Origin of the sequence: Pseudomonas sp. p99-361, assembly GCF_003935475.1 — a bacterium.
Classification (GTDB): domain Bacteria; phylum Pseudomonadota; class Gammaproteobacteria; order Pseudomonadales; family Pseudomonadaceae; genus Aquipseudomonas; species Aquipseudomonas juntendi.
This window is the reverse complement of record NZ_RHQO01000025.1, coordinates 40,514-65,239: the sequence shown is the minus strand read 5'-3', so window position 1 is coordinate 65,239 and position 24,726 is coordinate 40,514. Positions and strand designations below refer to the sequence as shown.

The following is a 24,726-nucleotide window of genomic DNA, read 5'->3' as shown; positions in this document are numbered from 1 at the left end:
CTGGCCCGAAACAAACGTAGGAGCGAGCGCAGCTCGCGATGCGCCGCGCGGGCGGCGCTCGATCTCACAGGCGCTGACAATATTGTGACAATCACCTTGCAGCCTCGATGCCGTCCCTGCGCCTGCAGCACCCGCAAATAATGCATCGCAGCCTGTCAATTCTTGACCGGCCGTTCCCGATCCGCCACGGATGTATTAAGGTGGCATGGTGCGCATATAACAGCAGCCCGAGCGATCGGGCATTAGCAAGACAATGAGGGTGTCATGAGCAACGAAAGCATTAATTGGGACAAGCTGGGTTTCGACTACATCAAGACCGACAAACGCTACCTGTCCGTATGGCGCAATGGCGAGTGGGACAAGGGCACCCTGACCGAAGACAACGTGCTGCACATCAGTGAAGGCTCCACCGCGCTGCACTATGGCCAGCAATGTTTCGAGGGCCTGAAGGCCTACCGCTGCAAGGATGGCTCCATCAACCTGTTCCGCCCGGACCAGAATGCCGCCCGCATGCAGCGCAGCTGCGCCCGCCTGCTGATGCCGCAGGTGCCGACCGATGTGTTCATCGAGGCGTGCAAGCAAGTGGTCAAGGCCAACGAAAAGTTCGTGCCACCGCATGGTAAAGGCGCCCTGTACCTGCGCCCGTTCGTGATCGGCACCGGCGACAACATTGGCGTGCGCACCGCCCCCGAGTTCATTTTCTCGGTTTTCGCCATTCCAGTTGGCTCGTACTTCAAGGGCGGCATGAAGCCGCACAACTTCCAGATCTCCAGCTTCGACCGTGCAGCACCGCAGGGCACCGGTGCCGCCAAGGTCGGTGGCAATTACGCTGCCAGCCTGCAGCCAGGTGCCGAAGCGAAGAAAGCCAACTTCGCCGACGCCATCTACCTCGACCCGCTGACCCACACCAAGATTGAAGAAGTGGGCTCGGCCAACTTCTTCGGCATTACCGCCAACAATGAGTTCGTCACGCCTAAATCGGCCTCGGTGCTGCCTGGCATCACCCGCCTGTCGCTGATGGAGCTGGCACAATCGCGCCTGGGCCTGACCGTGGTCGAAGGTGACGTGGAAATCAGCAAGCTGGACCGCTTCGTCGAAGCCGGCGCCTGCGGTACTGCTGCGGTGATCACCCCGATTGGTGGCATCGAGTACAACGGCAAGCTGCACGTGTTCCACGACCTGGAGAAGGTCGGCCCGGTCACGCAGAAGCTCTACAACGAGCTGACCGGCATCCAGAGCGGTGATGTGGAAGCACCGGCTGGCTGGATCGTCAAAGTCGCCTGAAACGCTTTTGCGGTGTAAAAACGGGGTATGCCATCGCTGGCATGCCCCGTTTTTCATGGATCGAGCCACCAGGCGGCAGCCTGCAAGGTTTGAGCTTCTGCGCGTCAATGGCCAGGGCGCCGTGCATCAATAGTCACTATCGAGAGGGGCAATTTCTACCGGGCGCGGCAACCACATAACCTAGCTCCATCGCCTCGCCACCTACACCCTTGGCCCCTGGAGCTACCTGATGAACACCCTGGCCCGCTTGCTGACTGTCACGTTTGCCCTGCTTACCCTCGCCATCAGCAGCGGCTGTGCCAGCCACCCTGAACTGCGCCCGTACAGCGCCGACGAAACCCGCCAGTTACAGCTGGAGGCCTTGCAGCGCCGCGGTCTGTCGCTGGACGACTATGAGCAGCAACGCCGGGTGATCCAGCGTGCCGGCAACCTGCCGGTGGTGACCGAGGCAGCCGATGCCGACCGTTCGACCAAAGGCTGAACCCGCCGCTACATGGTTTTCAGCGGCCGCTCGGGCAGGTATCCTGAACGCTCTACCGTAAGCCCTCCAGGACGGTGACCATGTTCAGGCCCCTGCTGTTGCTGAGCATTGCCCTGCTGTTCAGCCCCCCTCTGCTGGCCCAGCAGATGAAGCGCCAACTGGGCGATTTCGACTTTACACTCGGCACCACCCCTTCCCGCAGCATGGCCCAAGGGTTGATTTCACCCACGGCGGTCGGCGCGTTTCATGGCGGCATGGATTTCAGCCACCCCAGTGGGCTGTACGTCGGCCAATATGCCCCGAGCATGGGGGTGACGGCCAACTCGACCCTGCGCCTGGACAGCTACATGGGCTACAAGCACCACTTCGACAGCACCTTGGGCTATGAAGTGGGGTTGATCCACTACAGCCAGCCAAACATCGCCGGCGCCGAGAGCGTAGCCCTGTATGGGGGAGTGTCGGTGCTGGGCAGCCGGTTCGGCGGTGCACTGCGCGACAACCCCGACAACCGCACCGGTACGCTGTTCGCCGATTTTGGCCAACTGCCCTTGTTCGATGTCGACCTCACCGTCAAACTCGCCCATCACCGTCTGGGCACACCCTTCACCATCGGCGATGGCAGCCAGGTGAATGCCTTTTCCGACTGGTCGCTGGAACTGTCGCGCCCTTGGCTAGGCATCGACCTGAACCTGATCTACAGCAACTCGAGCCTCAGTGGCACCAGCTGTGACGCCTACTCAGGCATGAACACCTATTGCGACAGCGTGGTCACCCTCAAGGCCCAGCGCAGCTTTTTCTAGGCTTTGCCTGCAGGGCCTGGCGGCGCGGCACCAGCGCCAGCGCAATACCGCCCAGCACTACCACACTGGCGAGCAACAAACGCAGCGATAACGGCTCACCGATCAGCGCAACCCCGCCCAACCCGGCCAGCACCGGCACACTCAGCTGCAGGGTCGCCGCCTGTTGCGCACTAACCTGCCCCACCACGCCATACCACACGGCATAACCGGCTCCGGAAGCCAGCACACCGGAGCCGGGCACGAGCCTTTTGCCCGGCAAACGAGGTGGTGCCAGTGCTCATGGTGTGGTACTCGAGGTCAAGTAGGTCGTTTCCTACAAACAGATGAGATTGTTGAACACCTCGTTCGTTTTCACAACTTGCGCATGCCGGTAAGGTGCACGGCACGGCACGGACGCTTTAGCGCAACCAAGGACAAAACCATGAGCAAATTCGATTTTCAGTTGGCTTACACCGTCGAAGGGGATGAGGCAGATGCGGCGAAGGCACGTACGTACCTTCGCGAGAAAACCGGCCTGGAAACCGTCCAGCACATCGAGACCACCTTGCTTGGGGTGGTCACGCTCGAGGCCGCGACGCTTGCCGACCGCCAGAAGGATGCCGGGCGCGTATTCCACGCATTCATACACGATGCATTGAAGACGCTGGGCGTGCTGTCCACCGTGAAGTTCTACGGCTGCCTGATGGTGAACGGCCTCGGCCCCGCCATTCGCTTCAACGTGCTGCCCAAATGACCGCTGAAAAGTGACCGCTGGAAAGTGACCGCTGACGGTATCAGGCGCGCGAGCGCCTGATGCCTGTGCCTGTCATTTTTCTTCGAGTACGGACCGGCCTTTTACGGCGCGCGGGCCGCGCCAGGCCCAGAACAACAAGCCGGGGATTGGCGCGTAGACGACGAACACCACCCACAACATCTTGCGTTCGGCGCGCCGCTCACTGCCGATGATGTTCCAGATGGCCCAGATTTCCATGAGGATGACCAAGGCTGCGACAATGATCCAGATCGTTCCGACTTCCATAAGCGCTCTCTCTTTGCCGTGTAATGGCTTGGGTTGTTATTGACGCTGAGGGTTCAGATTGTTTTGACCACTCCTGCAGGTAACGCACCTCACTGCTGCGGCGCACGCTCCAGCGCCGCCTTCAATGCCGCGGCATCGGTGAACGCCTGCTGGCTCACCAATCTGCCTTCTTGCAACTGCAACCACTGCACCTGCCCTGGCTGCCCGGGGTACCGGCTGGCTACCCGCCCTTCCCGGTCGAGCAGCACCCTATAGCTGTAACCGCGCATGGCCGGGATGGCGAACAGCTTGCTGATCAACGCAGGCATGCGCTGGATGTCGGCGACGAATACGGCCTTGCGTGCTTCCAGGTAGTCTTTGGGCGCGTCGGCCAGTGCAGCCTTGACCAACTTGGCGCCGTCCATGTCGCGCGCCACCAGTAGTACCTGGGTGTCCGCGCTCAGGGTGTAGGCCTTGTCATGCTGGTCAAGCAACGTGAAGGGCGCGAGCGGTTCGCCCGGCTCCATGGCCGTGGCCAGCAATGGCAACAAGCTGAGCAACAAGGCAGCGGCGTATTTCATCGATAGGTTCCTCAAGGGCCAGGCGTTTCATGCAAGCGCCTATGGCAAAGCATAGTGGGAAAGTCTGCAGCCATACAGGTTGCCTGAACACGACCTGTAATACGACACCGCCACCGGGGAGATTGTCTTTCCTCCAGCCACCGGCCACACTCTGCGAGCCAGCCAGCAAGCGGAGTTCAGAGTGCCCACGCCACGCCAGTTCAGCAAGAAGACCAGTACCAGCAACATGCTGCGGCTCAAGGCCAGCAGCGCCGACGCCCAGGCCCCTTATCAAGTCGATTTCGTGCTGCTCGAACACTTCTCCATGGCCAGTTTCACCGTGGCCATGGACGTGCTGGTCACGGCCAACCTGCTGCGTACCGACAGCTTCAGTTTCACCCCGCTGTCGCTGGACGGCGACCGCGTGCTCAGCGACCTTGGGCTGGAACTGGTAGCCACCGAATTGTCCCCCCAGGCGTTGCAGTCACCAGACCTGCTGGTCATCTGCGGGGGCTTGCGTACGCCGCTGAAATACCCGGTACTCGACCGCTTGCTGAGTGATTGCGCGGCCCATGGCATGGCCTTGGGTGGCTTGTGGAACGGCGCCTGGTTCCTGGGGCGCGCCGGGGTGCTGGATGACTATGGCTGCAGCGTTCACCCCGAGCAGCGTGCCAGTTTGTCCGAGCGCAGCCCGCAAACCCGCATTACTCCGGCCAGCTTCACCCTCGACCGTGACCGGCTCAGTGCCGCCAGCCCGAACGGCGCCATGGAACTGATGCTGGGGCTGGTGCGGCGCTTGTATGGTGACGGCCTGGCCGAAGGCGTGGAAGAAATTCTGTCGTTCTCAGGCGCCCGTTACCGCCAGGTCGGGCCGGGGGCCAAGAAGTCCATGAGCCTGCACCTGCGTACCATTGTCGAACTGATGGAGAACAACCTCGAAGAAACCCTCAGCCTCGACCAGCTGGCCGCCTACAGCGGGCGCTCACGGCGGCAGATCGACCGGCTGTTCCAGGCCCAACTGGGCACATCGCCGCGGCGTTACTACATGGAGCTGCGCATTACCAAAAGCCGCAGGCTGCTGCAGTATTCCGACCTGTCGGTGATGGAAGTGGCGGTGGCTTGCGGCTTTGTTTCGGTGTCACATTTCAGCAAATGCTATGCGGCGTATTTTGGCTACCCGCCCTCGCGTGAGCAGCGGTTGGGCGACTGAGCAGGCTGGCGCAGCGTCAGGGGCGCTGCCCAACCTGAATGTAGCGCAGCACCGCATCACAGATCATCGCCTTGTGCCGCAGCTTGACCTGGTCATCCGACAGGTCTATCTGGAAGATCTCGCCAAAGGTATGCCGGTTGGACACCCGGTAAAAACAGAACGAGCTCATCAGCATGTGCAGGTCGATCACCTCGATACCGCTACGGAACACCCCTTCTTCTACCCCACGGCGCAGCGTGTTGCCCAAGGCTTCGAGCACCAGGCTGCTCATTTCGCGAATAGCCGGGGACTGCTTGACGTATTCGCCGTAGTGGATGTTTTCGGTGCAGATGATCCGCACGAAGTCGACATTGCGGTCGTGGTGGTCGAAGGTGAATTCCACCAGCCTGCGGATCGCCTGGTCGGCCGGCAGCGACTCCAGGTCCAGGCTTTGCTCGGTCTTGCGAATATCGCCGTATAGCTTGACCAGGCACTCGCAATACAACTGCTCCTTGCTGCCGAAGTAGTAGTAGATCATGCGCTTGGACGTAGCCGTGCGTTCAGCGATGGCGTCTACGCGAGCCCCGGCCAGCCCTTGCTGAACGAATTCGTGGATGGCGGCCTGGAGGATATCCTCGCGGGTTTTCTCGGGGTTGTTCTTGCGCGTTCTGCGCCCCCCTTCGGTTTCAGGCTGGCCAAGGCCGACTACGGAATCACTCATACCCACTCACAGGCTGTTTATTGGAATGTGGGGGATTATCCGTGAGCACGGCCGTGCAGGGAAGCACGCTGTTGCGACTAGCGCTGGGCCGTGACCGGCTCTGCTGGCGGCGTCAGGTGCAAGACACGGTCGCGTCCGCCCTCGGCCAGCAGGTAACCGCCCTTGCCGTCGGCGATGATGGCCTGGGGCGCCTTGAGAAACGTCAGCACCGTGTGCTGGCTGCCGTCGGCAGCGATGCGCAGCAGCCGGGCGCGGTGCGTGTTGTCCTCGCTGATCCACAGGCCACGCTGGTCACAGTACAGGAACGTGGGGTTGCGCAAACCGTCGACCACCACCGGGTCGCTGCCATCGTCGGCCAGGGCGCGCACGGTGCCCTTGGCTTTTTCGGTGTACAACAGGTCGCCCCGACAGCGTGTCAGCCCTTCGGTTTCTGTCAGGCCGGAACGCAGTATGTCAAGTTGCCCGCTCTGCCAGTCGTAGCGCATGAGGCGGCCGTTACCTTTGCGGTCTTCGATGGCATACAGGTGCTTGCCGTCGTTCCACAGCCCTTGCACGCTGTCGCCATCGAACAACGGCGTGACCTTGCCATTGCGGGCCAGGCTGACGGGCGCGGCACCGCCCTCCTGGCTGAATACCCAACCGCCCTGGGCCGCGACCATGCCGTCGGGTTTGGACAGGTTATTGATGACTACCACCCGGGCGCCGTCGGCGGCGATCTTGAGGATGCTGCCGCGGCCGTCGTCCAGCTCGCGGCTGACCAGCAGGCTGCCATCGGCTTGCGGCAACAGTGACGCAGCCTTGGTCACGTCACTGTGCAGCACACCGACTTTCCAACCTGCCGCGGCCTGCACCGGATAGAAGCTTTGCCAGGCGAAAAAGCCCAATGTGGCCACGAGCAGGCCAGTGGTGGCGGTGAAGACGATTCGGGTGCTGCGCTTGCGCAGGATAGACGGCATAAGGGGGGCTCCTTGGAAATGCCGGGGGATCCTAACAAGGGAATGTGAAAAATATGTCGGAATTATCTGCTCGGCAGCCCCTGCGTGCGAACGCGCATTCAGCGATCGAATCCTGGGTATTCCAACATTTAATTTGTGCATGGCGCGCGCTCGACCCTATTCTGTCGCCACATCCCCTGCGCCGCACCGGCCGGTGCGGTTCACGGCACGGGGAGAGAACAACAAGTCGAGATTGTCCATGTCGAACCATTCGTACTTCGCCCCCCACGGTGGGCACCCGGCTCAAACCGAGCTGCTGACTGACCGTGCCATGTTCACCGAAGCCTACGCCGTCATCCCCAAAGGCGTGATGCGTGACATCGTCACCAGCCACTTGCCATTCTGGGACAAGATGCGCATGTGGGTCATCGCCCGCCCGTTGACCGGTTTTGCCGAAACTTTCTCACAGTACATCGTCGAAGTGGCCCCGGAAGGCGGCAGCGAACGCCCTGAGCTGGACCCTGATGCCGAAGCCGTGGTGTTCATCGTCGAAGGCGAACTGGACATCACCGTCGAAGGCAAGCACCACACCCTGGTGCCAGGCGGCTACGCGTTCCTGGCGCCAGGCGCCGAGTGGAGCCTGCGCAACAACAGCAAAGCCAATGTCACCTTCCACTGGCTGCGCAAGCACTACCAGAAAGTCGAGGGCCTGGACGCACCTGAGTCGTTCGTGACCCACCGTGACAACGCCACCGTCATTGAAATGCCGGGCACCGAAGGCCGCTGGGTCACTACCCGCTTCGTCGACATGGCCGACATGCGTCACGACATGCATGTGAACATCGTCACCTTCCAGCCCGGCGGCGTGATCCCGTTCGCGGAAACCCACGTGATGGAGCATGGCCTGTACGTGCTGGAAGGCAAGGCGGTGTACCGCCTGAACCAGGACTGGGTCGAAGTGGAAGCCGGCGACTTCATGTGGCTGCGCGCCTTCTGCCCGCAAGCCTGCTACGCAGGTGGCCCAGGGAAGTTCAGCTACCTGCTGTACAAGGACGTGAACCGTCACGTGCACCTGACGCTGAACCCCAAGCGCTGAGGCACCGGGGCGCATGGCGCCCTGCTCCCGACACAAGGCCGCCCCCGCAGGTTTGCGTGAACCTGCAGGGGCGACCTTGTTTCAGGCGCACGGGCAAGCGTTTACTGCACGACCCCGCAGGCCACCCGGGCTCCACCGCCACCCAGCTTCTCGGGGTGGTCGCTGTGGTTGTCACCGCCGGCGTGCACCATCAGTGCATGGCCTTTGAAATCGGTGGCCTTCAGCCGCGGCGCGAGGACCGGATAGGTGGCCTTGCCATCGGCCCCCACATACAGCGCCGGCAAGTCGCCACGATGACCGCTGTCATCATAGGGGCCTTTGTGGGCGTTGCTGGAATCCGGGTCCCAGTGCCCGCCCGCAGCGCCCGCTGGCACAGGTTTGCCGCCGTCTTGCGCCGGTGCGCACGAGGCGTTCTGGTGGAGGTGGAAGCCGTGCACGCCTGGCGGCAGGTCCTTCAGGTCGGGGGTGAGCAACGTGCCATATTTGTTCTGCTCGATGCTGATAGTGCCAATGGACTTGCCAGGGCCGTCGGGGCCGGCCAGCTTGAGTTCGACCGTTTCGGCCGCCTGGGCCAACCCGGCGCTGGCCAGTAAAGCGACAAATGCAGCTGTTTTCATAGTGCGTCTCCATGGCTTGGGTTGCTGGGCGTACTGCCCACGTTAACGGTGGGACTGCACGGCCCTGCCAGACATTCCATCGCGCCACAGCCTGAAACACTTTTCTCGTTGGGCTAGATGCCGCCCCTGGCCAGCAATTGAGTCATCACCTCGGCCAGGGCCTTGACCATGATGTCAGCGGTCGGCCGGTGAACAATAACGATTTCATAGCTATCGATCTCCGGCAGCCCCTGCCCCTCGCCCAGCACCCGGTGCTCGCCTGTCGCCGCGCGCGGCGGGAGCAAACTGACGCCCATGCCATCGGCCACGGCCGCCTGGATGCCACTGAGGCTGGAACTGGTGAAGCTGATACGCCAGCGCCGGCCCATGCCCTCGATGGCATTGATCATGTCTTCGCGGTACAGGCCGCGTGGCGGAAAGGTCACCAGCGGAACCGGGTCCAGCTCGAACGCCGGCGCGCGGGCACTGTCGATCCACTGCAGGCGCTCTGGCCAGCATGCCACGCCCTCGCGGGTGTTGCGCCGCTGCTTGAGCAGCACCAGGTCGAGCTCACCGTTGTCGTAGGCCTGGCTGAGGTCGCGGCACAGGCCGCTGGTCACCTCCAGCTTTACCTGCGGGTGCAGGCGGCTGAACGCCGCCAGCGCATTGGTGGTCCGCCCGCCGACGAAGTCTTCCGGCACACCCAGGCGCACGGTGGTGCCGACCATGGCCCCGGCCAAGGCTTCGAGCATCTGGTCGTTCAGCGCCAGCATATGCCGGGCATAGCCCAGCAGGGTCTGCCCGGCGTCGGTTGGCAGCACGTCGCGGTTGCCGCGTACCAGTAACCGGTGGCCAACCATGTCCTCAAGGCGGCGAACCTTCTGGCTGATGGTCGACTGGGTGGAATGCAGGCGCGCGGCCGCGGTGGTGAAACTGCCGCAGTCGGCCACCACCACCGTGGCGCGCAACAGGTCAAGGTCGAACAGGGCCCTATTCGATTTCGCGCTATTGGACATCTTGGTATTCAACTAATGAATGACAAGACAGACTTCTATCACGCTATCCCAGGCCCTGCAACGCCCCGCTCAGTCGCCGAGGGCGACCCCTTCGCGCCGCGGATCGGCCCCTCCGGCCCAACCGTCAGCGGTGCGCTGGATGATCTGCATGCCGCTGGTCATGGTCATTGGCGTGACCTTGTGGCCCCAGGCCGCCAACTGGCGGACCAGTGCCGGGCTGGCCAACCCTGCTTCCACTTCCGTGCCGGCATTGCGGCTGCCGAAATTGGGCAGGCCGGCAGCCTGCTGCGGGTCCAGTTGCCAATCCAGCAGGCCGAGCAGTGCCTTGTTCACGTAACCGATGATCTGTGAGCCCCCCGGCGAACCCAGGCTGGCCACCAGCTCCCCGCTAGCGCGGGAAAATACCAGGGTCGGCGCCATGGCCGACAGCGGCCGCTTGCCAGGTTGTACCCGGTTGGCCACAGGCCGGCCGCGCTCCTGCGGGATGAACGAAAAGTCGGTCAGGGTGTTGTTGAGCAGGAAGCCCCTGACCATCACGTGCGCGCCGAACGCGGCCTCGACCGAGGTGGTCATGGCCAGGGCATGACCGCTGTCATCCACTGCGCTCAGGTGCGAGGTAGAAATGCGCAGGGGCGAGCGGTCCGGCGCCAGGGCCAGGTCGACACCAGGCGGCTGGCCTGGGCGCGCACGTTTCATGCTGTGTGCCCCGATCAAGGCGGCGCGGCTGGCCACGTAGGCCGGGTGGGTGAGGGCCTTGACCGGCACGGGCACATAATCGCTGTCTGCCAGGTACTGGGCGCGGTCGGCATAGGCCAGGCGCTCGGCCTCGGCGACCAGGTGCACGGCCATTGGCGCTGCTTCAATGCCCGCCGGGGATGAAGTGGGCTGCGGCCGCAACCCAGCCAGGTCATGCGCAGGCACGGCCCGTTGAGCGGCTTCAAGGATGCCCAGGGTCTGCAACACCGTTACCCCGCCGGAAGACGGCGGCGGCACGCCGCAAATTTGCCAGGCCTTGTAGGGGCCGCATACCGGCTCGCGCTGCCTGGCCTGGTACTGCTGCAAGTCCTGCAGCGACAGGTAACCGGGATTGGCATGGCTGCGCACCTGGGCCACCATGGCCTGGGCAATCTCACCGCTATAGAACACATCGGCGCCGTGCGCAGCGATCAGCTCCAGGGTTTGGGCAAGCGCCGGGTTGCGCAGGGTAGCCCCCACTGGCAAGGGCCTGCCCTGTTCATCCAGAAAGTAACGCGCCATGGCCGGTGACTGGGCAATGAACGGGTCACCCGCTATCAACGTGTGCAAGCGCGGGGAAACCGCAAAGCCGCTGCGGGCCAACGCGATGGCCGGTGCAAACAGGTCGCGCCAGGGCAGCTTGCCATAGCGCTGGTGGGCCATCTGCAACGCCCGCAGCACACCCGGCACCCCCACCGAGCGGCCACCGATCTGCGCCTGGCGGAACGGCATCGGCTCACCATCGGCCTGCAGAAACAGTTGTTCCGTGACCCCCGCCGGGGCTGCCTCGCGGCCGTCGAATGCCTGCACGCGCTCGCCATCCCAATACAGGATGAAAGCCCCACCGCCAATGCCACTGGACTGCGGCTCGACCAGGGTCAGCACCATTTGCATGGCGATGGCAGCGTCGATGGCGCTGCCACCGGCCCGCAGTATCGCCCGCCCCGCTTCGCTGGCCAGCGGGTTGGCAGCGGCCACCATGTGCCGGCTGGCGTGCACCGGCTGCAGGCCGGTGCGGTACCCGGAAGCCAGTTCCGGTGCAACTGGCAGCGCCTGCTCGGCCTTCGCCGCCCCGCTGGCAGCCAGCAGCCACAGGGCCACAAGCAGTGGCTTGGAAAATGTCATCGCGTGCTTCCTGCTTCACCCATTCAGCCCGCCACTGTGGGTCATGGCCAAACCCGAGTTCAAGCTTTTGCGCGATTTTCCTGGCTCCCGGCCTCGTCAGCGGGAAGCGGCAGCCTCAAACCACCTCTTCGAACGGCAGGCCCACATAGTTTTCGGCAATGTTCAACAAACCTGCCGGCGAGGTCAGGAAGTACTCGCGATCAGCCTCTTGCATCTTCTGGTCCCAGGCGTCCTTGTGGCTGCCGAAGTCGTGCAGCAGTTGGGTCATGAACCAGCTGAAACGCTCGCCCTTCCATACCCGGCGCAGGGCCAGGGGCGAATACTGCTGCAACAGCTCGGTACGCCCCTCGCGATACACCTTGAGCAGAATCCGGTACAGGTAGTTGACGTCCGAGGCTGCCAGGTTCAACCCCTTGGCCCCGGTTGGCGGCACGATATGCGCGGCATCGCCGACCAGGAACAGGTGGCCATACTGCATCGGTTCCACCACCAGGCTGCGCAGCGGCGCGATGCTCTTCTCCAGGGCCGGGCCTGTGACCAGGTCCGCTGCCACCTCGGCAGGCAAACGCGCTTTCAGTTCGCCCCAGAAGCGCTCGTCGGGCCACTCCTCGACACGGTCTTGCAGCGGCACTTGCAGGTAGTAGCGGCTGCGGGTTTGCGAACGTTGGCTGCACAGCGCGAAACCGCGGGCGTGGTGGGCATAGATCAGTTCATGGTTGACCGGCGGTGTATCCGCCAGCAGGCCCAGCCAGCCGAAGGGGTATACCCGTTCGTATTGTTTGAGCACACCCTCGGGAATGCTCTGCCGGGAAACCCCATGGAAGCCGTCACACCCAGCAATGTAATCGCAATCCAGGCGCTGGACCTGACCGTCTTTTTCAAAGGTCAGGTAGGGCTTCTCGCCCTTGAGCTCATGCGGCTGAACATTGCTGGCCGAATAGAAGATGGGGGCCCCGCTGGCTTCACGGGCCTGCATCAGGTCACGGGTAACTTCGGTCTGGCCATAGACCATCACCGTCTTGCCGCCGGTCAGGGCCTTGAGATCCAGGCGCTGGCGGCGCCCGCCAACCAGCAGCTCGACACCTTCGTGCACCAGGCCTTCGCGGTCCATACGTTCGGCCACACCGGCCTCGCGCAGCAGGTCGACCGTGCCCTGCTCCAGCACCCCGGCGCGGATGCGGCCCAGCACGTACTCGGCGGTCTGGCGCTCGACGATCACCGTGTCGATACCGGCGTTATGCAGCAGTTGACCCAGCAGCAGGCCCGACGGGCCCGCGCCAATGATTGCAACCTGAGTTTTCATTGTTGTTGTCTCTGTTGGAACGATACCGGCCCTGCACTGGCGGTGGCGCGGCATCTGCTGTTAGGGTTTGCCTTTGCATTTTTACGGGCAAAAACCCCAACTGAGCTGTGCTATTCCATGCAAAACCTGCACTTTTACAAAAAACGTTCGATTAACGGACAGGCCAAAGCTGATGAAATCCACCCTCCCCGGCGTTCCGCTGTTCAAGTTGTATGGGGAAAACCAGGCCTGGCCTGGTACCGACCTGCTGCACTGTGAGCCGATCCCGGCACGCAGCCGCCTGCACCACTGGGAGATCAAGCCCCACCAACATGCCGAGCTGTTTCAATTGCTGTACGTGCAACGCGGGCAGGCCCAGGTGGAAATCGAGGGCACCCGCACTGCCCTAAGCGAAGCCGCGATCCAGGTGGTGCCACCCCTGACCGTGCATGGCTTTCGCTTCAGTGCCGACATCCAGGGCCACGTGCTCACTTTTGGCGCCGCGCTGGTGGCCAACCTTGAGCAGCGCCTGGGCGCACCGCTGGCGGTGTTGTCCAAGCCGGTAAGCTACCCGCTGGGCCGGGATCGCGCGCACCTGCGCAGTCTGATCGAGACCTTGCAGCAGGAATACCAGGGCAACGCCCCATCGCGGGCCGCCATGCTGGAGGCGTTGGTGACCGCCCTGATGGTGTGGATCAGCCGCCGTCAGCAGCTTGGGCAGGCCCCGCGCACGCGTGATGAACGCGACCGCCAGTTGCTGGGGCAGTATTTGCGCCTGGTCGAAGCGCACTACCGCGAGCACTTGTCGATAGAGGCATTCGCCGCACGGCTGAATGTGCAGAGCCTGCAGTTGAACCAGCTGTGCCGGGCGCTGAGCGGGCAGACGGCGTTGCAAGTGGTGCACCAGCGCCTGTTGCTCGAGGCGCGGCGCAGCCTGGTTTACACACGCATGAGCATCGGCCAGTTGTCCGATAGCCTGGGGTTCAGCGACCCCACCTACTTTGCCCGCTGGTTCAAGCGCCTGAGTGGGCAAACGCCCAATGCGTATCGGCGGGCAGTGCAGCCTGAATGACCGGCCTGCCTGGCCCCAGGTCCGCAGGCCATGCCCACGCTCGCGCTTGCTTGACGTTTACGTCAAGCTGGCCTCAGGATACCCGGATACTTCCGCCCGAGCCCCAGCATGAGCACGCAGACCTACAGCATCTCCGACCTGTCCCGCGAACTGGACATCACCACCCGCGCCATCCGCTTCTACGAGGAACAGGGCCTGTTGAGCCCGGAGCGCCGGGGCCTGGAACGTATCTATTCGGCGCGCGACAAGGTCAGCCTGAAGCTCATATTGCGTGGCAAGCGCATCGGCTTTTCCCTGGCCGAGTGCCGCGAGCTGATCGAGCTGTACGACCCCACCAGCGGCAACCTCAAACAGCTCAACAGCATGCTGGCGAAAATCGCCGAACGCCGCGCCCAGCTGGAGCAGCAACTGCTCGACATTCACCAGATGCAACTGGAGCTGGACACGGCCCAGGAACGCTGCGAGCAAGCACTGGCCGCCACCCTCAACAACACAGACAACCGCTGAACGCCACAGGAAAACCACCATGTCCCTGCCCAACCACGTGCGCCTGGTCGAAGTCGGCCCCCGCGACGGCCTGCAGAACGAAGCCCAACCCATCAGCGTCAGCGCCAAGGTGCGCCTGGTAGACGACCTCACCGAAGCGGGCCTGGCCTACATTGAAGTGGGCAGCTTCGTGTCGCCCAAGTGGGTCCCGCAAATGGCCGGCTCGGCCGAAGTGTTTGCCGGTATCCAGCAGCGCCCAGGCGTTACCTATGCAGCGCTGGCACCGAACCTGCGCGGTTTTGAAGACGCATTGGCCGCGGGGGTAAAGGAAGTGGCGGTGTTCGCCGCGGCCACCGAAGCGTTCTCGCAGCGCAACATCAACTGCTCGGTCAGCGACAGCCTCAAGCGCTTCGAACCGATCATGGCAGCTGCCCGCAGCCACGGTGTGCGGGTGCGTGGCTATGTGTCGTGCGTGCTGGGCTGCCCCTACGAGGGCAAGGTCAGCGCCGAGCAGGTGGCACCGATTGCCCGCGAGCTGCGCGACATGGGCTGCTACGAGGTATCGCTGGGCGACACCATCGGCACTGGCACCGCCGGCGACACCCGGCGCCTGTTCGAGGTGGTGTCGGCGCAGGTGCCACGCGAGCAACTGGCCGGGCACTTCCATGACACGTATGGCCAGGCCCTGGCCAATGTCTACGCCAGCCTGCTCGAAGGCATCAATGTGTTCGACAGCTCGGTCGCCGGCCTGGGCGGTTGCCCGTATGCCAAAGGCGCCACCGGCAATATCGCCAGCGAGGATGTGCTTTACCTGTTGCAGGGGCTGGGCATCGAAACCGGCATCGACCTGGACAGGCTGATTGCCGCTGGGCAGCGCATCAGCCAGGTACTGGGCCGCAGCAACGGTTCACGGGTGGCGCGGGCGCGCATGGCGCAGTAGGTCATGAAGGTGTCACAGAGGTGTGGGTGAGTGTTACCGCCCCCCATTCCACAGCGAAAAATCGGGTAACAGGGAAACAAATCGACAAAAATTCGGGGCCTACATTTTTTCAAAATCTGCTAACTGCTTGATTCTAGAGGATATTCAAAAGTTGGCACGCTGCCTGCTATATCTTTCGTACAACAACAAAAAAAATGCGACACCCAATAAAAACAACAGATAACGGCTCTGACATAACAAGAACAACACGGCAGAGGCGCAGCAAGCAGATTTTTTTGGAGTAGGCAGTCTTTTCAGGGGCCCGCCCCGCGGTCTGGCACAGAACAACAAAACTACCTCGAGGTAGCAGCAGCCAGGTTCGGATCAGCAATGATGAAAGCAGGTCAGCGCTCAAAAAAATACGTTTGCTCTTGACCCCGCATGGGGGTCGCCCGCAACACCCGGACACGCCGACAAAAACAACAACAGGCCAGTCCCAATAATAAAAAAAGAGCAGGCAACAACGCTTTGAGGGGAGCTTCGGCTCCCCTCAGTGCTTCCTGCCCTCTTCCTCCTTCTGTTTATCCTCGTTTTCCCCCTCGAACTTGTCCACCAGCACCGGCATCGTGGCCAGCACCAGCAGGGCCAGCACCGTGCTGATCAGCGCTGTGGCTTCGCGGCCCATGCCAGCGGCCGTACCAATGGCAGCGGTCATCCACAGACCTGCGGCCGTGGTCAGCCCCTTCACATGGCTGGTGTCCTTGCCGTTGCCTTTGAGGATGGTGCCCGCACCCAGAAAGCCGATACCGGCGACGATACCCTGTATCACCCGGCTCAGGGCTTGTGCATCGGCCCCGGCCATGCTCGGTGCCAGCACGAACAGCGCGGCCCCCAGCGATACCAGCATGTGCGTGCGTACGCCCGCCGACTTGCCCCTGTGTTCGCGCTCGAACCCCAGTACTGCACCGAGCACCGCTGCCATCAACAGCCGTAAAAGAATGCGCGTGACCTCACTCGCATCGGTCACATCGGCGAACTCTGCCTGTATTACCTGCCAGATCAGCTCCATTGCCTGGTTCCCATGCTGAGCATTGTGCTACCTGCCCGGCAGTGCGCAGGGTGTGCCTGCAAGCAGCCGGGCCTGCTGTGTATAGACACTGACCGCCAGCCGCCGTGCAAAGTGCCACTCAGCCCGCCGATGCAACGACCCCGCCCCCCTCGCGGTCCACCCTGTAACCCACCCAGGAGGCCTGACCATGCCCGTTGAAATCGATGAAGCCACCCGCCGTTGCACCTTGACTGGTGAAAACCTGCGTATCGAGTGTGCTGGCCCGGATATCGAAATCATTACCGACGAACAGTTGCGCATGTCGGTGGCGCTGCACGGCGGTCAACGCGTGCCCATCACCGAAGCCGAGGCCGACGCCTTGACCGTAGCAGGTGCGGTGGATAGCCGCAGGCACCTGAAGGCCAGCACTCCAGGCTCGGTAATCTAGGGGCCGGCGACGCCTGCGCGGTATCTGCTATGGTTTTTGGCGCTAAATCTGAACCTGTGCTGCTAACAGTTTCGGCGCCATAGTGCTCAAGCCTGATCGAGGCCTGATGAGCACCCACCCATGAATGACAGAATCCTTTGCACAGAGATCGACACCGCCCCGGCCAGCGTCAAACCGCGCCGCACGGACAGCGGCATTCACACCCGCAGCTTCACCGGGCTGTACCGCAACCTGCGCATGGGTTTCGCTGGCGCGCTTTTCTTGCTGTTCTTCGGCACCGCCTGGCTCGACTGGAACGGCCGCCAGGCCGTGCTGTGGGACCTGGCCAACAGCAAGTTCCACATCTTCGGCGCGACCTTCTGGCCCCAGGATTTCATCCTGCTATCGGCGTTGCTGATCATCTGTGCCTTCGGCCTGTTCGCCGTGACCGTGTACGCCGGCCGAGTGTGGTGCGGCTACAGCTGCCCACAAAGTACCTGGACGTGGCTGTTCATGTGGTGCGAGAAAGTCACCGAGGGCGACCGCAATAAGCGCATCAGGCTGGCCGCCGCCCCCTGGGGCCTGAACAAACTGGCCCGGCGCACGGCCAAGCACTGCCTGTGGCTGGCCATTGGTGTGGCCACAGGGCTGACCTTCGTCGGCTATTTCACCCCGATCCGCCCGCTGGCTGCAGAACTGCTGACCTTGCAATTGGGCGGCGTAGCGTTGTTCTGGGTACTGTTCTTCACCGCGGCCACCTACATCAATGCCGGCCTGCTGCGCGAGGCAGTGTGCCTGCACATGTGCCCGTATGCGCGGTTCCAGAGCGTGATGTTCGACAAGGACACCCTGACAGTTGCCTATGACCCACGCCGTGGCGAGGCCCGTGGCCCGCGCAGAAAAGGCAGCGATGCTCGCGCCCAAGGTTTGGGCGACTGCATCGACTGTACCCTGTGTGTGCAGGTCTGCCCCACCGGTATCGATATCCGCGACGGTTTGCAGATGGCCTGCATCGGTTGCGCGGCGTGCATCGATGCCTGCGACGGGGTCATGGACAAAATGGGTTATGCCCGCGGGCTGATTGGCTACAAGTCCGAACACAGCCTGCAAGGCGGCTCCACCCACTGGCTGCGGCCACGCCTGCTGGGCTATGCCACTGCGCTGGTGGTCATGCTGGCAGCGTTGGTGCTGGCCTTGCAGCTGCGCCCGATGGTGTCGCTGGATGTGATCAAGGACCGCGGCCTGTTCCGCGAAAACGCCCAGGGCCAGATCGAGAACATCTACCTGCTCAAGGTCATCAACAAGACCGAGCGCACCCAACACTACGTGCTGCGCCTGCAGGATGCCGACGGCTTCACCTTGCAGGGCGACACGGCACTGGTCATCCCCGCAGGCGAAATGAGCGAACTGCCGGTGTCGGTGGCAATGCTCGCCGAGCGGCCGACCAGCAGTTCGCAGACACTCAGTTTTGTCATCAGCGAACGTGACGACCCCGCCATACGCAGCGTGGCCCACAGCCGCTTCGTCGCACCCATGAACCGCTGATCCCTTACACTGCAACCACCTTGCCTGCCAGGCTTCGACAGAAGGCCAGAATGAAACGCTACGAACGCTTCGCCGACGATATTGCCGAACTGATCCGCTCCGGGGTGCTCGGCCCCGGCCAGCGGGTGCCCTCGGTGCGCTACGCCAGCCAGACGCACGGGGTCAGCCCGTCCACGGTGTTCCAGGCCTATTACCTGCTGGAACGGCGCGGGCTGATCCGCGCCAGGCCACGCTCGGGGTACTTCGTGAACGCCCACGCGCCGCGCCAGTTCAGCGAGCCGCAGCCGCTACAGCCGGCCAGCGAGTCCACCGATGTCGACGTCAGTGCCCTGGTGTTCTCCATCCTCGACTCGATCAAGGACCCCAACACCGTGGCGTTCGGCTCCGCCTTCCCCAGCCCCGAGCTGTTCCCGCTGCAACGCCTGTCACGCTCGCTGGCCAGCGCCAGCCGCAGCATGGACCCGCGCATGGTGGTGACCGACCTGTCACCCGGTAACCCGCAGCTGCGCCGCCAGATCGCGCTGCGCTACATGGTTGGCGGGCTGATGCTGCCCATGGAGGAACTGCTGATCACCAACGGCGCCCTGGAGGCGTTGAACCTGTGCCTGCAGGCGGTCACCCAGCCGGGCGACCTGGTCGCCATCGAAGCGCCCGCGTTCTATGCCTGCCTGCAGGTGCTGGAGCGGCTCAAGCTCAAGGCAGTGGAAATCCCGGTGCACCCGCGCCAGGGCATGGACCTGGAGGTGCTTGCGCACACCCTGGACAAGCACCCGGTCAAAGCCGTGTGGTGCATGACCAACTTCCAGAACCCGGTCGGCGCCAGCATGCCAGAGGCGAACAAGCAGGCGCTGGTACAACTGCTGGCACGGCACCAGGTGCCCCTGATCGAGGACGACGTTTACGCCGAGCTGTACTACGCGCAGCAGGCACCCAAGCCGGCCAAGGCGTTCGACACCCAGGGGCTGGTGATGCACTGCGGTTCGTTCGCCAAGAGCCTGGCCCCTGGCTACCGCATTGGCTGGGTCGCGGCCGGGCGTTACGCGCAGAAAATCGAGCGGCTGAAGTTGATGACGTCCCTGTGTGCCTCGATGCCTGCCCAGGCCGCCATCGCCGACTACCTGCAGCACGGCGGCTACGACCGCCACCTGCGCAAACTGCGCTACGCACTGGAAGGCCAACAGGCCAACATGCTCGCCGCTATCGCCCGGTACTTCCCGGCCCAGACGCGGGTCAGCCAGCCCTCCGGGGGTTACTTTCTGTGGCTGGAGCTGCCCGAGCAAATGGACGCCCTCAAACTGTTCCACATGGCCCTGGCTCAAGGCATCAGCATCGCCCCCGGCCCGATCTTTTCGCCCACCCGACGTTTCGGCAACTGCATTCGCCTGAACTACGGCAGCCCCTGGAACGCCGCCGCCGAACAAGCCATGGAAACCCTGGGGCGGATCATTCGGTCATTTTGAAGGCAAATGGCAATCATGCTAACTATAGTAGTGCGATCCATTACCGAGGGAGCTCAGCATGGTTCAGGACGATGCCGCTTCTCGCACACAGGCACTTCACGACAAGGTGCTCGAACTGGAGGCCCAGGTTGCTGAGCTGCAGCTGAAAGCGGCCTGCCAGGATGTTTTGCTCCAGCACATGGAAGAGGGGTTTTGTGTACTGGAGCTGCTGGAGGACGATAACGGGCAGGTCCATGACTACCGCTACATCCTCAGCAATGAGGCCTGCCTTCGTCACACTGCCCATGCCAAGCAGATGGGTCAGACGGCCCGTGAACTGATCCCGAACGAAGTCGATACCTGGCTACCCCGCTTCGCCGAAGTGGCGCGCAGCGGCCGTGCGTTGCAGTTCGAAGAACGGCTGGCCGCGACCGATCGCTGGTTGAGCCTGTCGGTGCACCGGCTGGAGCCTGCCAGCGATAAACGCGTAGCCGTGATCTTTACCGGTATGCCAACCGCGCAAGTCAGCGTACACCGGCTGCAGGCAATCAATCAGCAACTGTCCGAGCGTGTCGACCAGGCAGACGCAAACAACAAGCTGCTGGGGGAATTGGTCGACCACAGCCTGGCCAATGTCTTTGCTGCCGACTGCAACCTCAGGCTGCTGGCCATCAATCGCACAGCACAGGAAACGTTCCTGCGCCTGCGGGGGTTCGTCCCCCAGGTTGGCGACCACATTGCGCAGTTGCTGGCGCGCCAGCCCGATATCATGAGCCAGCTGGCACCGGTCTGGCCGCGCATTCTGGCGGGCGAGGCCTTCGTCGACAATATTGCCGTGGGGCCGCCTGAAGCACTGCGGCACTACGAAATCCGCTACAACCCGTTGCGTGATAACCGCTTGATGATTCAGGGTGGCTACTTGTTCGCCTACGACATCACCGAGCGCATCAACGAACAGCAGCGCCTGCGCAAGATTGAAACTGCCCTGGTCCAGTCGCAGAAGATGGAAGCGGTCGGTCAGTTGACCGGGGGTATTGCCCACGACTTCAACAATTTCCTGGGCAGCATCCTGGCTGCCCTGGAAAGCGCCATTCAACGCCAGGATGAACAGCGTTACCCCGAAGCTGCGCGGTTGCTTGGCGCGGCCCGCCAGGACGCCCAACGGGCCGCGGCGGTGGTACAGCGGCTATTGGCATTTGCCCGCCAACAGGTGCTGACGCCCCAGGCGGTGGATGTGCATCAGTTGCTGGCTGGCATGCGCGAACTGATCGTCAACTCGCTGCATGCGGGCATTCATTTCAACGACCAGACCCAGCCGGGTGCGTGGCCGGTTCGCGTCGACCTCTCGCAGCTGGAGAGCTCCTTGCTCAACCTGTGCATCAATGCCCGCGATGCCATGCCCTCCGGCGGCACGCTGTGCATTGGCAGTGCCAACCAGACACTGACCCACGAGCAGGCCCTCAGCCTGGACCTGCCGTGTGGCGACTATGTACGGATCAGCGTCAGCGACTCGGGCATCGGCATGCCAGCCAACGTGATGCAGCGAGCATCGGAACCGTTTTTCACCACCAAGCCGCTTGGCCAGGGTTCTGGGCTGGGGCTGTCAATTGTCTACGGCTTCATCCGGCAATCCAGGGGCCAGCTGCAAATCGACAGTGTGCCGGGTAAAGGAACCTGCATCGATATCTACCTGCCCAGGGACGACACCCAGGTGGCGGCCCCACCGGCGTTGCCCCAACCCCCACCGCCCATGCCTGCCAGAACGGCCAACCTGATCATGCTGGTGGAGAACCAGGAAACCATGCGCCTGGTCATCAGCGAAATTCTGCAGGAGCAAGGCCACGACGTGCATGCATTCGGCGATGGTCAACACGCCGTGGCCGCACTGCAGGGCGGCCTGCAGCCGGACTTGTTGATCACCGATTCCGGCCTGCCTGGAGGGCTGGTTGGTCAGCCACTGGGCAACAGTCTGCCGGAAACCACGCCGGTGGTGTTCATCACCGGCTATACCAGCGAGCAACCGGAGCTGCCCACAGCACGTCGTTTCGCGGTCCTGCACAAGCCCTTCGAGCTGGCACAGCTCAGCGACCTGGTGGCGCGGATGCTGGCCGGCACGCCGTTGTCACGCTGAGCGGCACGGCTTAGCGCCCGCCGCCCAGGTCGATGAACCTGCCGGTGGCATACGAGGGAGGCGCAAGTGGCAGCCGCCACCGCGTGCCAACCTGCACAACGGCGTCAATGCCCCGCCGACGCCGGCCCCGCCTTGGCGGTGAACGGTGGCTTGGCAAACCACACCAACAGGATCAACCCGGCGAACACCCAGGTCATCAGGGTGAAGTAGTCCACCGTGGACATCATGTAGGCCTGCCCGTTGAGTATCTGCTCAAGCTGCGCATAACTCTGCGGGTTGGCCCCGCCCAGCTGTTCGAGGGTATGCCGCGTGGTCGGGTCGAACTGGCTGATGTTCTCGCTCAGGTAAGCATGATGCTGGTCCGCCCGGCGAATCCAGATCCAGGTGGTCAACGACGCCGCAAAGCTGCCGCCCAAGGTCCGCAGGAAGGTGGCCAGCCCCGAGCCGTCGGCGATCTGCTGCGGCGGCAGGTCGGACAGCAGGATGCTCAAGGTCGGCATGAAGAACAACGCGACCCCGATCCCCATGAACAACTGCACCAGTGCCACATGCTGGAAATCCACCTCGCTGGTGAACCCGGCGCGCATGTAGCAGCTGCCCCCGATTGCCAGGAACGCCAGCCCCGCCAGCACGCGCAGGTCGAAGCGGTGCGCGTACTTGCCCACGAACGGTGACATGATCACCGGCAGCAAGCCGATCGGCGCCACCGCAAGGCCCGCCCAGGTGGCGGTGTAGCCCATTTGCGTCTGCAACCACTGCGGCAGGATCAGGTTGATACCGAAGAACCCGGCATACCCCCCGACCAGCACCAGCGTGCCTACGCGAAAATTGCGATGCACGAACAGCCGCAGGTTCACCACCGGGTGGCGGTCGGTCAGCTCCCAGATCACGAACACCGCCAGGAACACCACCGATATCAGGCTACCGGCGATGATGAACGACGACTCGAACCAGTCCAGGTCGTTACCCTTGTCCAGCACCACCTGCAACGCACCCACGCCAATGATCAGTGTCAGCAGGCCGATGTAGTCCATCGGCTGGCGGCTGGTCACCACCGGCCGGGTGCGCATTTGCTGGCGCACCACTGCAGCAGCGAACAGGCCGATCGGCACGTTGATGAAGAAGATCCATGGCCAGCTGTAGCTGTCGGTGATCCAGCCACCCAAAATCGGCCCGGCGATCGGCGCCACCACCGTGACCATCGCCAGCAGCGCCAGGGCCATCCCCCGTTTCGCCGGCGGGTAGACGGCAATCAGCAGGGTCTGGGTCATCGGGTACAGCGGCCCGGCCACCACGCCCTGCAGCACGCGGAAGCCGACCAGCTCCGGCATGGACTGGGCGATACCACACAGGAACGAGGCCAGCACGAACAGCAACGTGGCCCAGATGAACAGCTTCACCTCACCAAAACGCCGGCTCAGCCAGCCGGTGAGCGGCAAGGCAATGGCATTGCTCACCGCGAACGACGTGATGACCCAGGTGCCCTGCTCGTAGCTGACGCCCAGGTTGCCGGAAATGGTCGGCAAGGCCACGTTGGCAATGGTGGTGTCGAGCACCTGCATGAACGTGGCCAGCGACAGGCCGATGGTGGTCAGCAGCAGGCTCGGCGGGGTGAACTGCGCTGCGGCGTTATCGCTCATCGCTGCGCCGTCTTGCCAGGGGCGCTGTTTTCGTGGATCAGCTTGGCAATCAGGGTATCGGCTTCGCCCAGCTGGCGGTCATAAACCTCAGTGGTATAGCTGGCCTTCTGCGGCGGTTGCTGGGCAAGGGTCGGGCCGCTCTGGTCGTGCAGGTTGACCTCGACCACGGTGGACAGGCCGATACGCAGCGGGTGGTCCTTGAGTTGCTCGGGGTTCAGGTGAATACGCACGGGCACCCGCTGCACGATCTTGATCCAGTTGCCCGTGGCGTTCTGCGCCGGTAGCAGGGCGAAGGCGCTGCCGGTGCCTGCGCCGAGGCTGTCGACGGTACCGCTGTACGTCACTGCGCTGCCGTAAAGGTCAGCACTGATCTCTACCGGCTGGCCAATCCGCATGTCGCGCAACTGGGTTTCCTTGAAGTTGGCGTCGATCCATACCTGGTCCAGCGGGATCACCGCCATGGTCGCGGTGCCCGGCTGCAGGCGCTGGCCCAGCTGCACGGTCCGCTTGGCAACATACCCGGTGACCGGCGCCACCAAGGTAGTGCGCGCGTGGTCGAGGTAAGCCTGGCGCAGGTCGGCCGCAGCCGCCATGACCTCGGGGTGCGACGACACCACGGTGTCGTCGACCAGGGCACTGCTGGTGCTCAGTTGCTGGCGGGCGCTGTTGACCGCGGCTTGGGCCACGCTCAGGTCATCGCGGGCGTGGGACAGCTCCTCGGCAGCGATGGCACCGCTGTCGGCCAGCACCTTGCGCCGGTTGAAGTCCTGCTGCGCCTTGCGCAGTTCGGCCTGGCGGGTCGCCAGCTGGGCCTTGAGCGAGTCGACATTGCTGTACAGCCCGCGCACCTGGCGCACGGTGCGCGCCAGGTTGGCTTCGGCCGACTGCAGGGCCACCTGGCTGTCGGCCGGGTCGAACTGCAGCAGCACCTGGCCGGCATGCACCAGGTCGCCGTCATCGGCGCCAATGCTGGTCACAGTGCCAGTGATCAAGGGGGTGATTTCCACCACGTTGCCGTTGACGTAGGCGTCGTCGGTGCTTTCATACCAGCGGCCGACCAGGCTGTACCAGGCCCAGGTGCCGATGCCGGCAAGCACCAGCAGCAACAGCAGGCCAAGCAGCCAGGCCTTGCGCTTGCGCGACGGCTCGGGCGCTGCGGAGGGTGTCGGGGTGTCTGTGGAAGTGGCCATGACAATACCTTG

The 24,726-nt window shown here is 63.3% G+C and carries 24 protein-coding genes and 1 pseudogene; 13 read left to right on the top strand and 12 right to left on the bottom strand.

All coding sequences use genetic code 11. The features are described from left to right. Positions 1 to 264 precede the first annotated feature (264 nt). The 3 genes from EGJ22_RS13555 to EGJ22_RS13545 all read left to right on the top strand — a co-directional run bounded on the left by EGJ22_RS13555 (position 265) and on the right by EGJ22_RS13545 (position 2,565). Positions 265 to 1,284, top strand: a complete 1,020-nt coding sequence (locus EGJ22_RS13555; protein WP_009686697.1) for a branched-chain amino acid aminotransferase — start codon at positions 265 to 267, stop codon at positions 1,282 to 1,284. A gap of 229 nt (positions 1,285 to 1,513) precedes the next feature. Next, entirely contained in the window at positions 1,514 to 1,765 is a 252-nt protein-coding gene (locus EGJ22_RS13550) for a hypothetical protein (protein WP_029886480.1), read from the top strand. 80 nt (positions 1,766 to 1,845) lie between these two features. Then, the gene (locus EGJ22_RS13545) at positions 1,846 to 2,565 is read left to right on the top strand and encodes a TorF family putative porin (RefSeq protein ID WP_009686695.1); all 720 of its coding nucleotides are present in this window, start codon (positions 1,846 to 1,848) and stop codon (positions 2,563 to 2,565) included. Here the strand turns inward: EGJ22_RS13545 and EGJ22_RS13540 are convergent. Beyond that, positions 2,540 to 2,800 (bottom strand): annotated as a pseudogene (locus EGJ22_RS13540) (EamA family transporter); the annotation flags it as partial. The gene EGJ22_RS13545 and the pseudogene EGJ22_RS13540 overlap by 26 nt on opposite strands. 186 nt (positions 2,801 to 2,986) lie before the next feature. Between EGJ22_RS13540 and EGJ22_RS13535 the strand changes: the two are divergent. Beyond that, positions 2,987 to 3,298 (top strand): hypothetical protein, encoded by a 312-nt coding sequence (locus EGJ22_RS13535; RefSeq protein ID WP_029886482.1) that lies wholly within the window; start codon positions 2,987 to 2,989, stop codon positions 3,296 to 3,298. A 72-nt stretch (positions 3,299 to 3,370) separates the two neighbouring features. Here the strand turns inward: EGJ22_RS13535 and EGJ22_RS13530 are convergent, their stop codons facing one another. Further along, positions 3,371 to 3,583 (bottom strand): PLDc N-terminal domain-containing protein, encoded by a 213-nt coding sequence (locus EGJ22_RS13530; protein ID WP_009686692.1) that lies wholly within the window; start codon positions 3,581 to 3,583, stop codon positions 3,371 to 3,373. 89 nt (positions 3,584 to 3,672) lie between these two features. Beyond that, complete coding sequence (locus EGJ22_RS13525; RefSeq protein ID WP_029886483.1) at positions 3,673 to 4,143, bottom strand: hypothetical protein; 471 nt, start codon at positions 4,141 to 4,143, stop codon at positions 3,673 to 3,675. A gap of 181 nt (positions 4,144 to 4,324) precedes the next feature. On the opposite strand from EGJ22_RS13525, the gene EGJ22_RS13520 reads away from it, so the two are divergent. After that, a complete protein-coding gene (locus tag EGJ22_RS13520) occupies positions 4,325 to 5,332 on the top strand; it encodes a GlxA family transcriptional regulator (protein ID WP_009686690.1) in 1,008 nt (335 codons plus the stop codon). A gap of 16 nt (positions 5,333 to 5,348) precedes the next feature. Here the strand turns inward: EGJ22_RS13520 and EGJ22_RS13515 are convergent, their stop codons facing one another. Then, complete coding sequence (locus EGJ22_RS13515) at positions 5,349 to 6,032, bottom strand: TetR/AcrR family transcriptional regulator (protein WP_029886484.1); 684 nt, start codon at positions 6,030 to 6,032, stop codon at positions 5,349 to 5,351. A 77-nt stretch (positions 6,033 to 6,109) separates the two neighbouring features. Continuing rightward, a complete protein-coding gene (locus tag EGJ22_RS13510) occupies positions 6,110 to 6,988 on the bottom strand; it encodes a hypothetical protein (protein ID WP_029886485.1) in 879 nt (292 codons plus the stop codon). 238 nt (positions 6,989 to 7,226) lie between these two features. On the opposite strand from EGJ22_RS13510, the gene EGJ22_RS13500 reads away from it, so the two are divergent. Continuing rightward, positions 7,227 to 8,063: a bifunctional allantoicase/(S)-ureidoglycine aminohydrolase gene (locus EGJ22_RS13500; RefSeq protein ID WP_029886486.1), complete on the top strand. Its 837-nt coding sequence runs from the start codon at positions 7,227 to 7,229 to the stop codon at positions 8,061 to 8,063. Between the two features lie 101 nt (positions 8,064 to 8,164). Here EGJ22_RS13500 and sodC read toward each other — a convergent pair whose 3' ends face one another. From sodC to pobA, 4 genes are all read right to left on the bottom strand, one after another. Beyond that, positions 8,165 to 8,680, bottom strand: a complete 516-nt coding sequence (sodC, locus tag EGJ22_RS13495; protein ID WP_029886487.1) for a superoxide dismutase family protein — start codon at positions 8,678 to 8,680, stop codon at positions 8,165 to 8,167. A gap of 113 nt (positions 8,681 to 8,793) precedes the next feature. Next, a complete protein-coding gene (locus tag EGJ22_RS13490) occupies positions 8,794 to 9,675 on the bottom strand; it encodes a LysR substrate-binding domain-containing protein (RefSeq protein ID WP_029886488.1) in 882 nt (293 codons plus the stop codon). A 69-nt stretch (positions 9,676 to 9,744) separates the two neighbouring features. Next, positions 9,745 to 11,535 carry a gamma-glutamyltransferase gene (ggt, locus tag EGJ22_RS13485; protein WP_029886489.1) on the bottom strand — a complete coding sequence of 597 codons (1,791 nt, stop codon included), beginning with the start codon at positions 11,533 to 11,535 and terminating at the stop codon, positions 9,745 to 9,747. 115 nt (positions 11,536 to 11,650) lie between these two features. Continuing rightward, positions 11,651 to 12,838, bottom strand: a complete 1,188-nt coding sequence (gene pobA / locus EGJ22_RS13480) for a 4-hydroxybenzoate 3-monooxygenase (protein WP_029886490.1) — start codon at positions 12,836 to 12,838, stop codon at positions 11,651 to 11,653. Between the two features lie 172 nt (positions 12,839 to 13,010). Between pobA and EGJ22_RS13475 the strand changes: the two genes are divergently transcribed. The 3 genes from EGJ22_RS13475 to EGJ22_RS13465 all read left to right on the top strand — a co-directional run bounded on the left by EGJ22_RS13475 (position 13,011) and on the right by EGJ22_RS13465 (position 15,315). Next, a complete protein-coding gene (locus EGJ22_RS13475; protein ID WP_029886491.1) occupies positions 13,011 to 13,889 on the top strand; it encodes a helix-turn-helix domain-containing protein in 879 nt (292 codons plus the stop codon). 108 nt (positions 13,890 to 13,997) lie between these two features. Further along, a complete protein-coding gene (locus EGJ22_RS13470) occupies positions 13,998 to 14,396 on the top strand; it encodes a MerR family DNA-binding transcriptional regulator (RefSeq protein WP_009686680.1) in 399 nt (132 codons plus the stop codon). 19 nt (positions 14,397 to 14,415) lie between these two features. After that, entirely contained in the window at positions 14,416 to 15,315 is a 900-nt protein-coding gene (locus tag EGJ22_RS13465) for a hydroxymethylglutaryl-CoA lyase (protein ID WP_029886492.1), read from the top strand. A 529-nt stretch (positions 15,316 to 15,844) separates the two neighbouring features. Here the strand turns inward: EGJ22_RS13465 and EGJ22_RS13460 are convergent. Next, positions 15,845 to 16,363: an MgtC/SapB family protein gene (locus tag EGJ22_RS13460; protein ID WP_009686678.1), complete on the bottom strand. Its 519-nt coding sequence runs from the start codon at positions 16,361 to 16,363 to the stop codon at positions 15,845 to 15,847. A 187-nt stretch (positions 16,364 to 16,550) separates the two neighbouring features. Between EGJ22_RS13460 and EGJ22_RS13455 the strand changes: the two genes are divergently transcribed. From EGJ22_RS13455 to EGJ22_RS13440, 4 genes are all read left to right on the top strand, one after another. Continuing rightward, positions 16,551 to 16,790 carry a DUF3203 family protein gene (locus EGJ22_RS13455; RefSeq protein WP_029886493.1) on the top strand — a complete coding sequence of 80 codons (240 nt, stop codon included), beginning with the start codon at positions 16,551 to 16,553 and terminating at the stop codon, positions 16,788 to 16,790. A 120-nt stretch (positions 16,791 to 16,910) separates the two neighbouring features. Continuing rightward, on the top strand, positions 16,911 to 18,314 hold the full coding sequence (gene ccoG / locus EGJ22_RS13450; protein ID WP_029886494.1) for a cytochrome c oxidase accessory protein CcoG: 1,404 nt from the start codon (positions 16,911 to 16,913) through the stop codon (positions 18,312 to 18,314). 50 nt (positions 18,315 to 18,364) lie between these two features. Next, a complete protein-coding gene (mapR, locus tag EGJ22_RS13445) occupies positions 18,365 to 19,774 on the top strand; it encodes a GntR family transcriptional regulator MpaR (protein ID WP_029886495.1) in 1,410 nt (469 codons plus the stop codon). A gap of 487 nt (positions 19,775 to 20,261) precedes the next feature. Further along, the gene (locus EGJ22_RS13440; RefSeq protein WP_033744673.1) at positions 20,262 to 21,884 is read left to right on the top strand and encodes a PAS domain-containing sensor histidine kinase; all 1,623 of its coding nucleotides are present in this window, start codon (positions 20,262 to 20,264) and stop codon (positions 21,882 to 21,884) included. A 104-nt stretch (positions 21,885 to 21,988) separates the two neighbouring features. On the opposite strand, the gene EGJ22_RS13435 is transcribed toward EGJ22_RS13440, so the two are convergent. After that, positions 21,989 to 23,524 carry a DHA2 family efflux MFS transporter permease subunit gene (locus EGJ22_RS13435; RefSeq protein ID WP_009686671.1) on the bottom strand — a complete coding sequence of 512 codons (1,536 nt, stop codon included), beginning with the start codon at positions 23,522 to 23,524 and terminating at the stop codon, positions 21,989 to 21,991. Then, a complete protein-coding gene (locus EGJ22_RS13430) occupies positions 23,521 to 24,714 on the bottom strand; it encodes an HlyD family efflux transporter periplasmic adaptor subunit (protein ID WP_009686670.1) in 1,194 nt (397 codons plus the stop codon). The genes EGJ22_RS13435 and EGJ22_RS13430 overlap by 4 nt, the downstream gene beginning before the upstream one ends. Positions 24,715 to 24,726 lie beyond the last annotated feature (12 nt).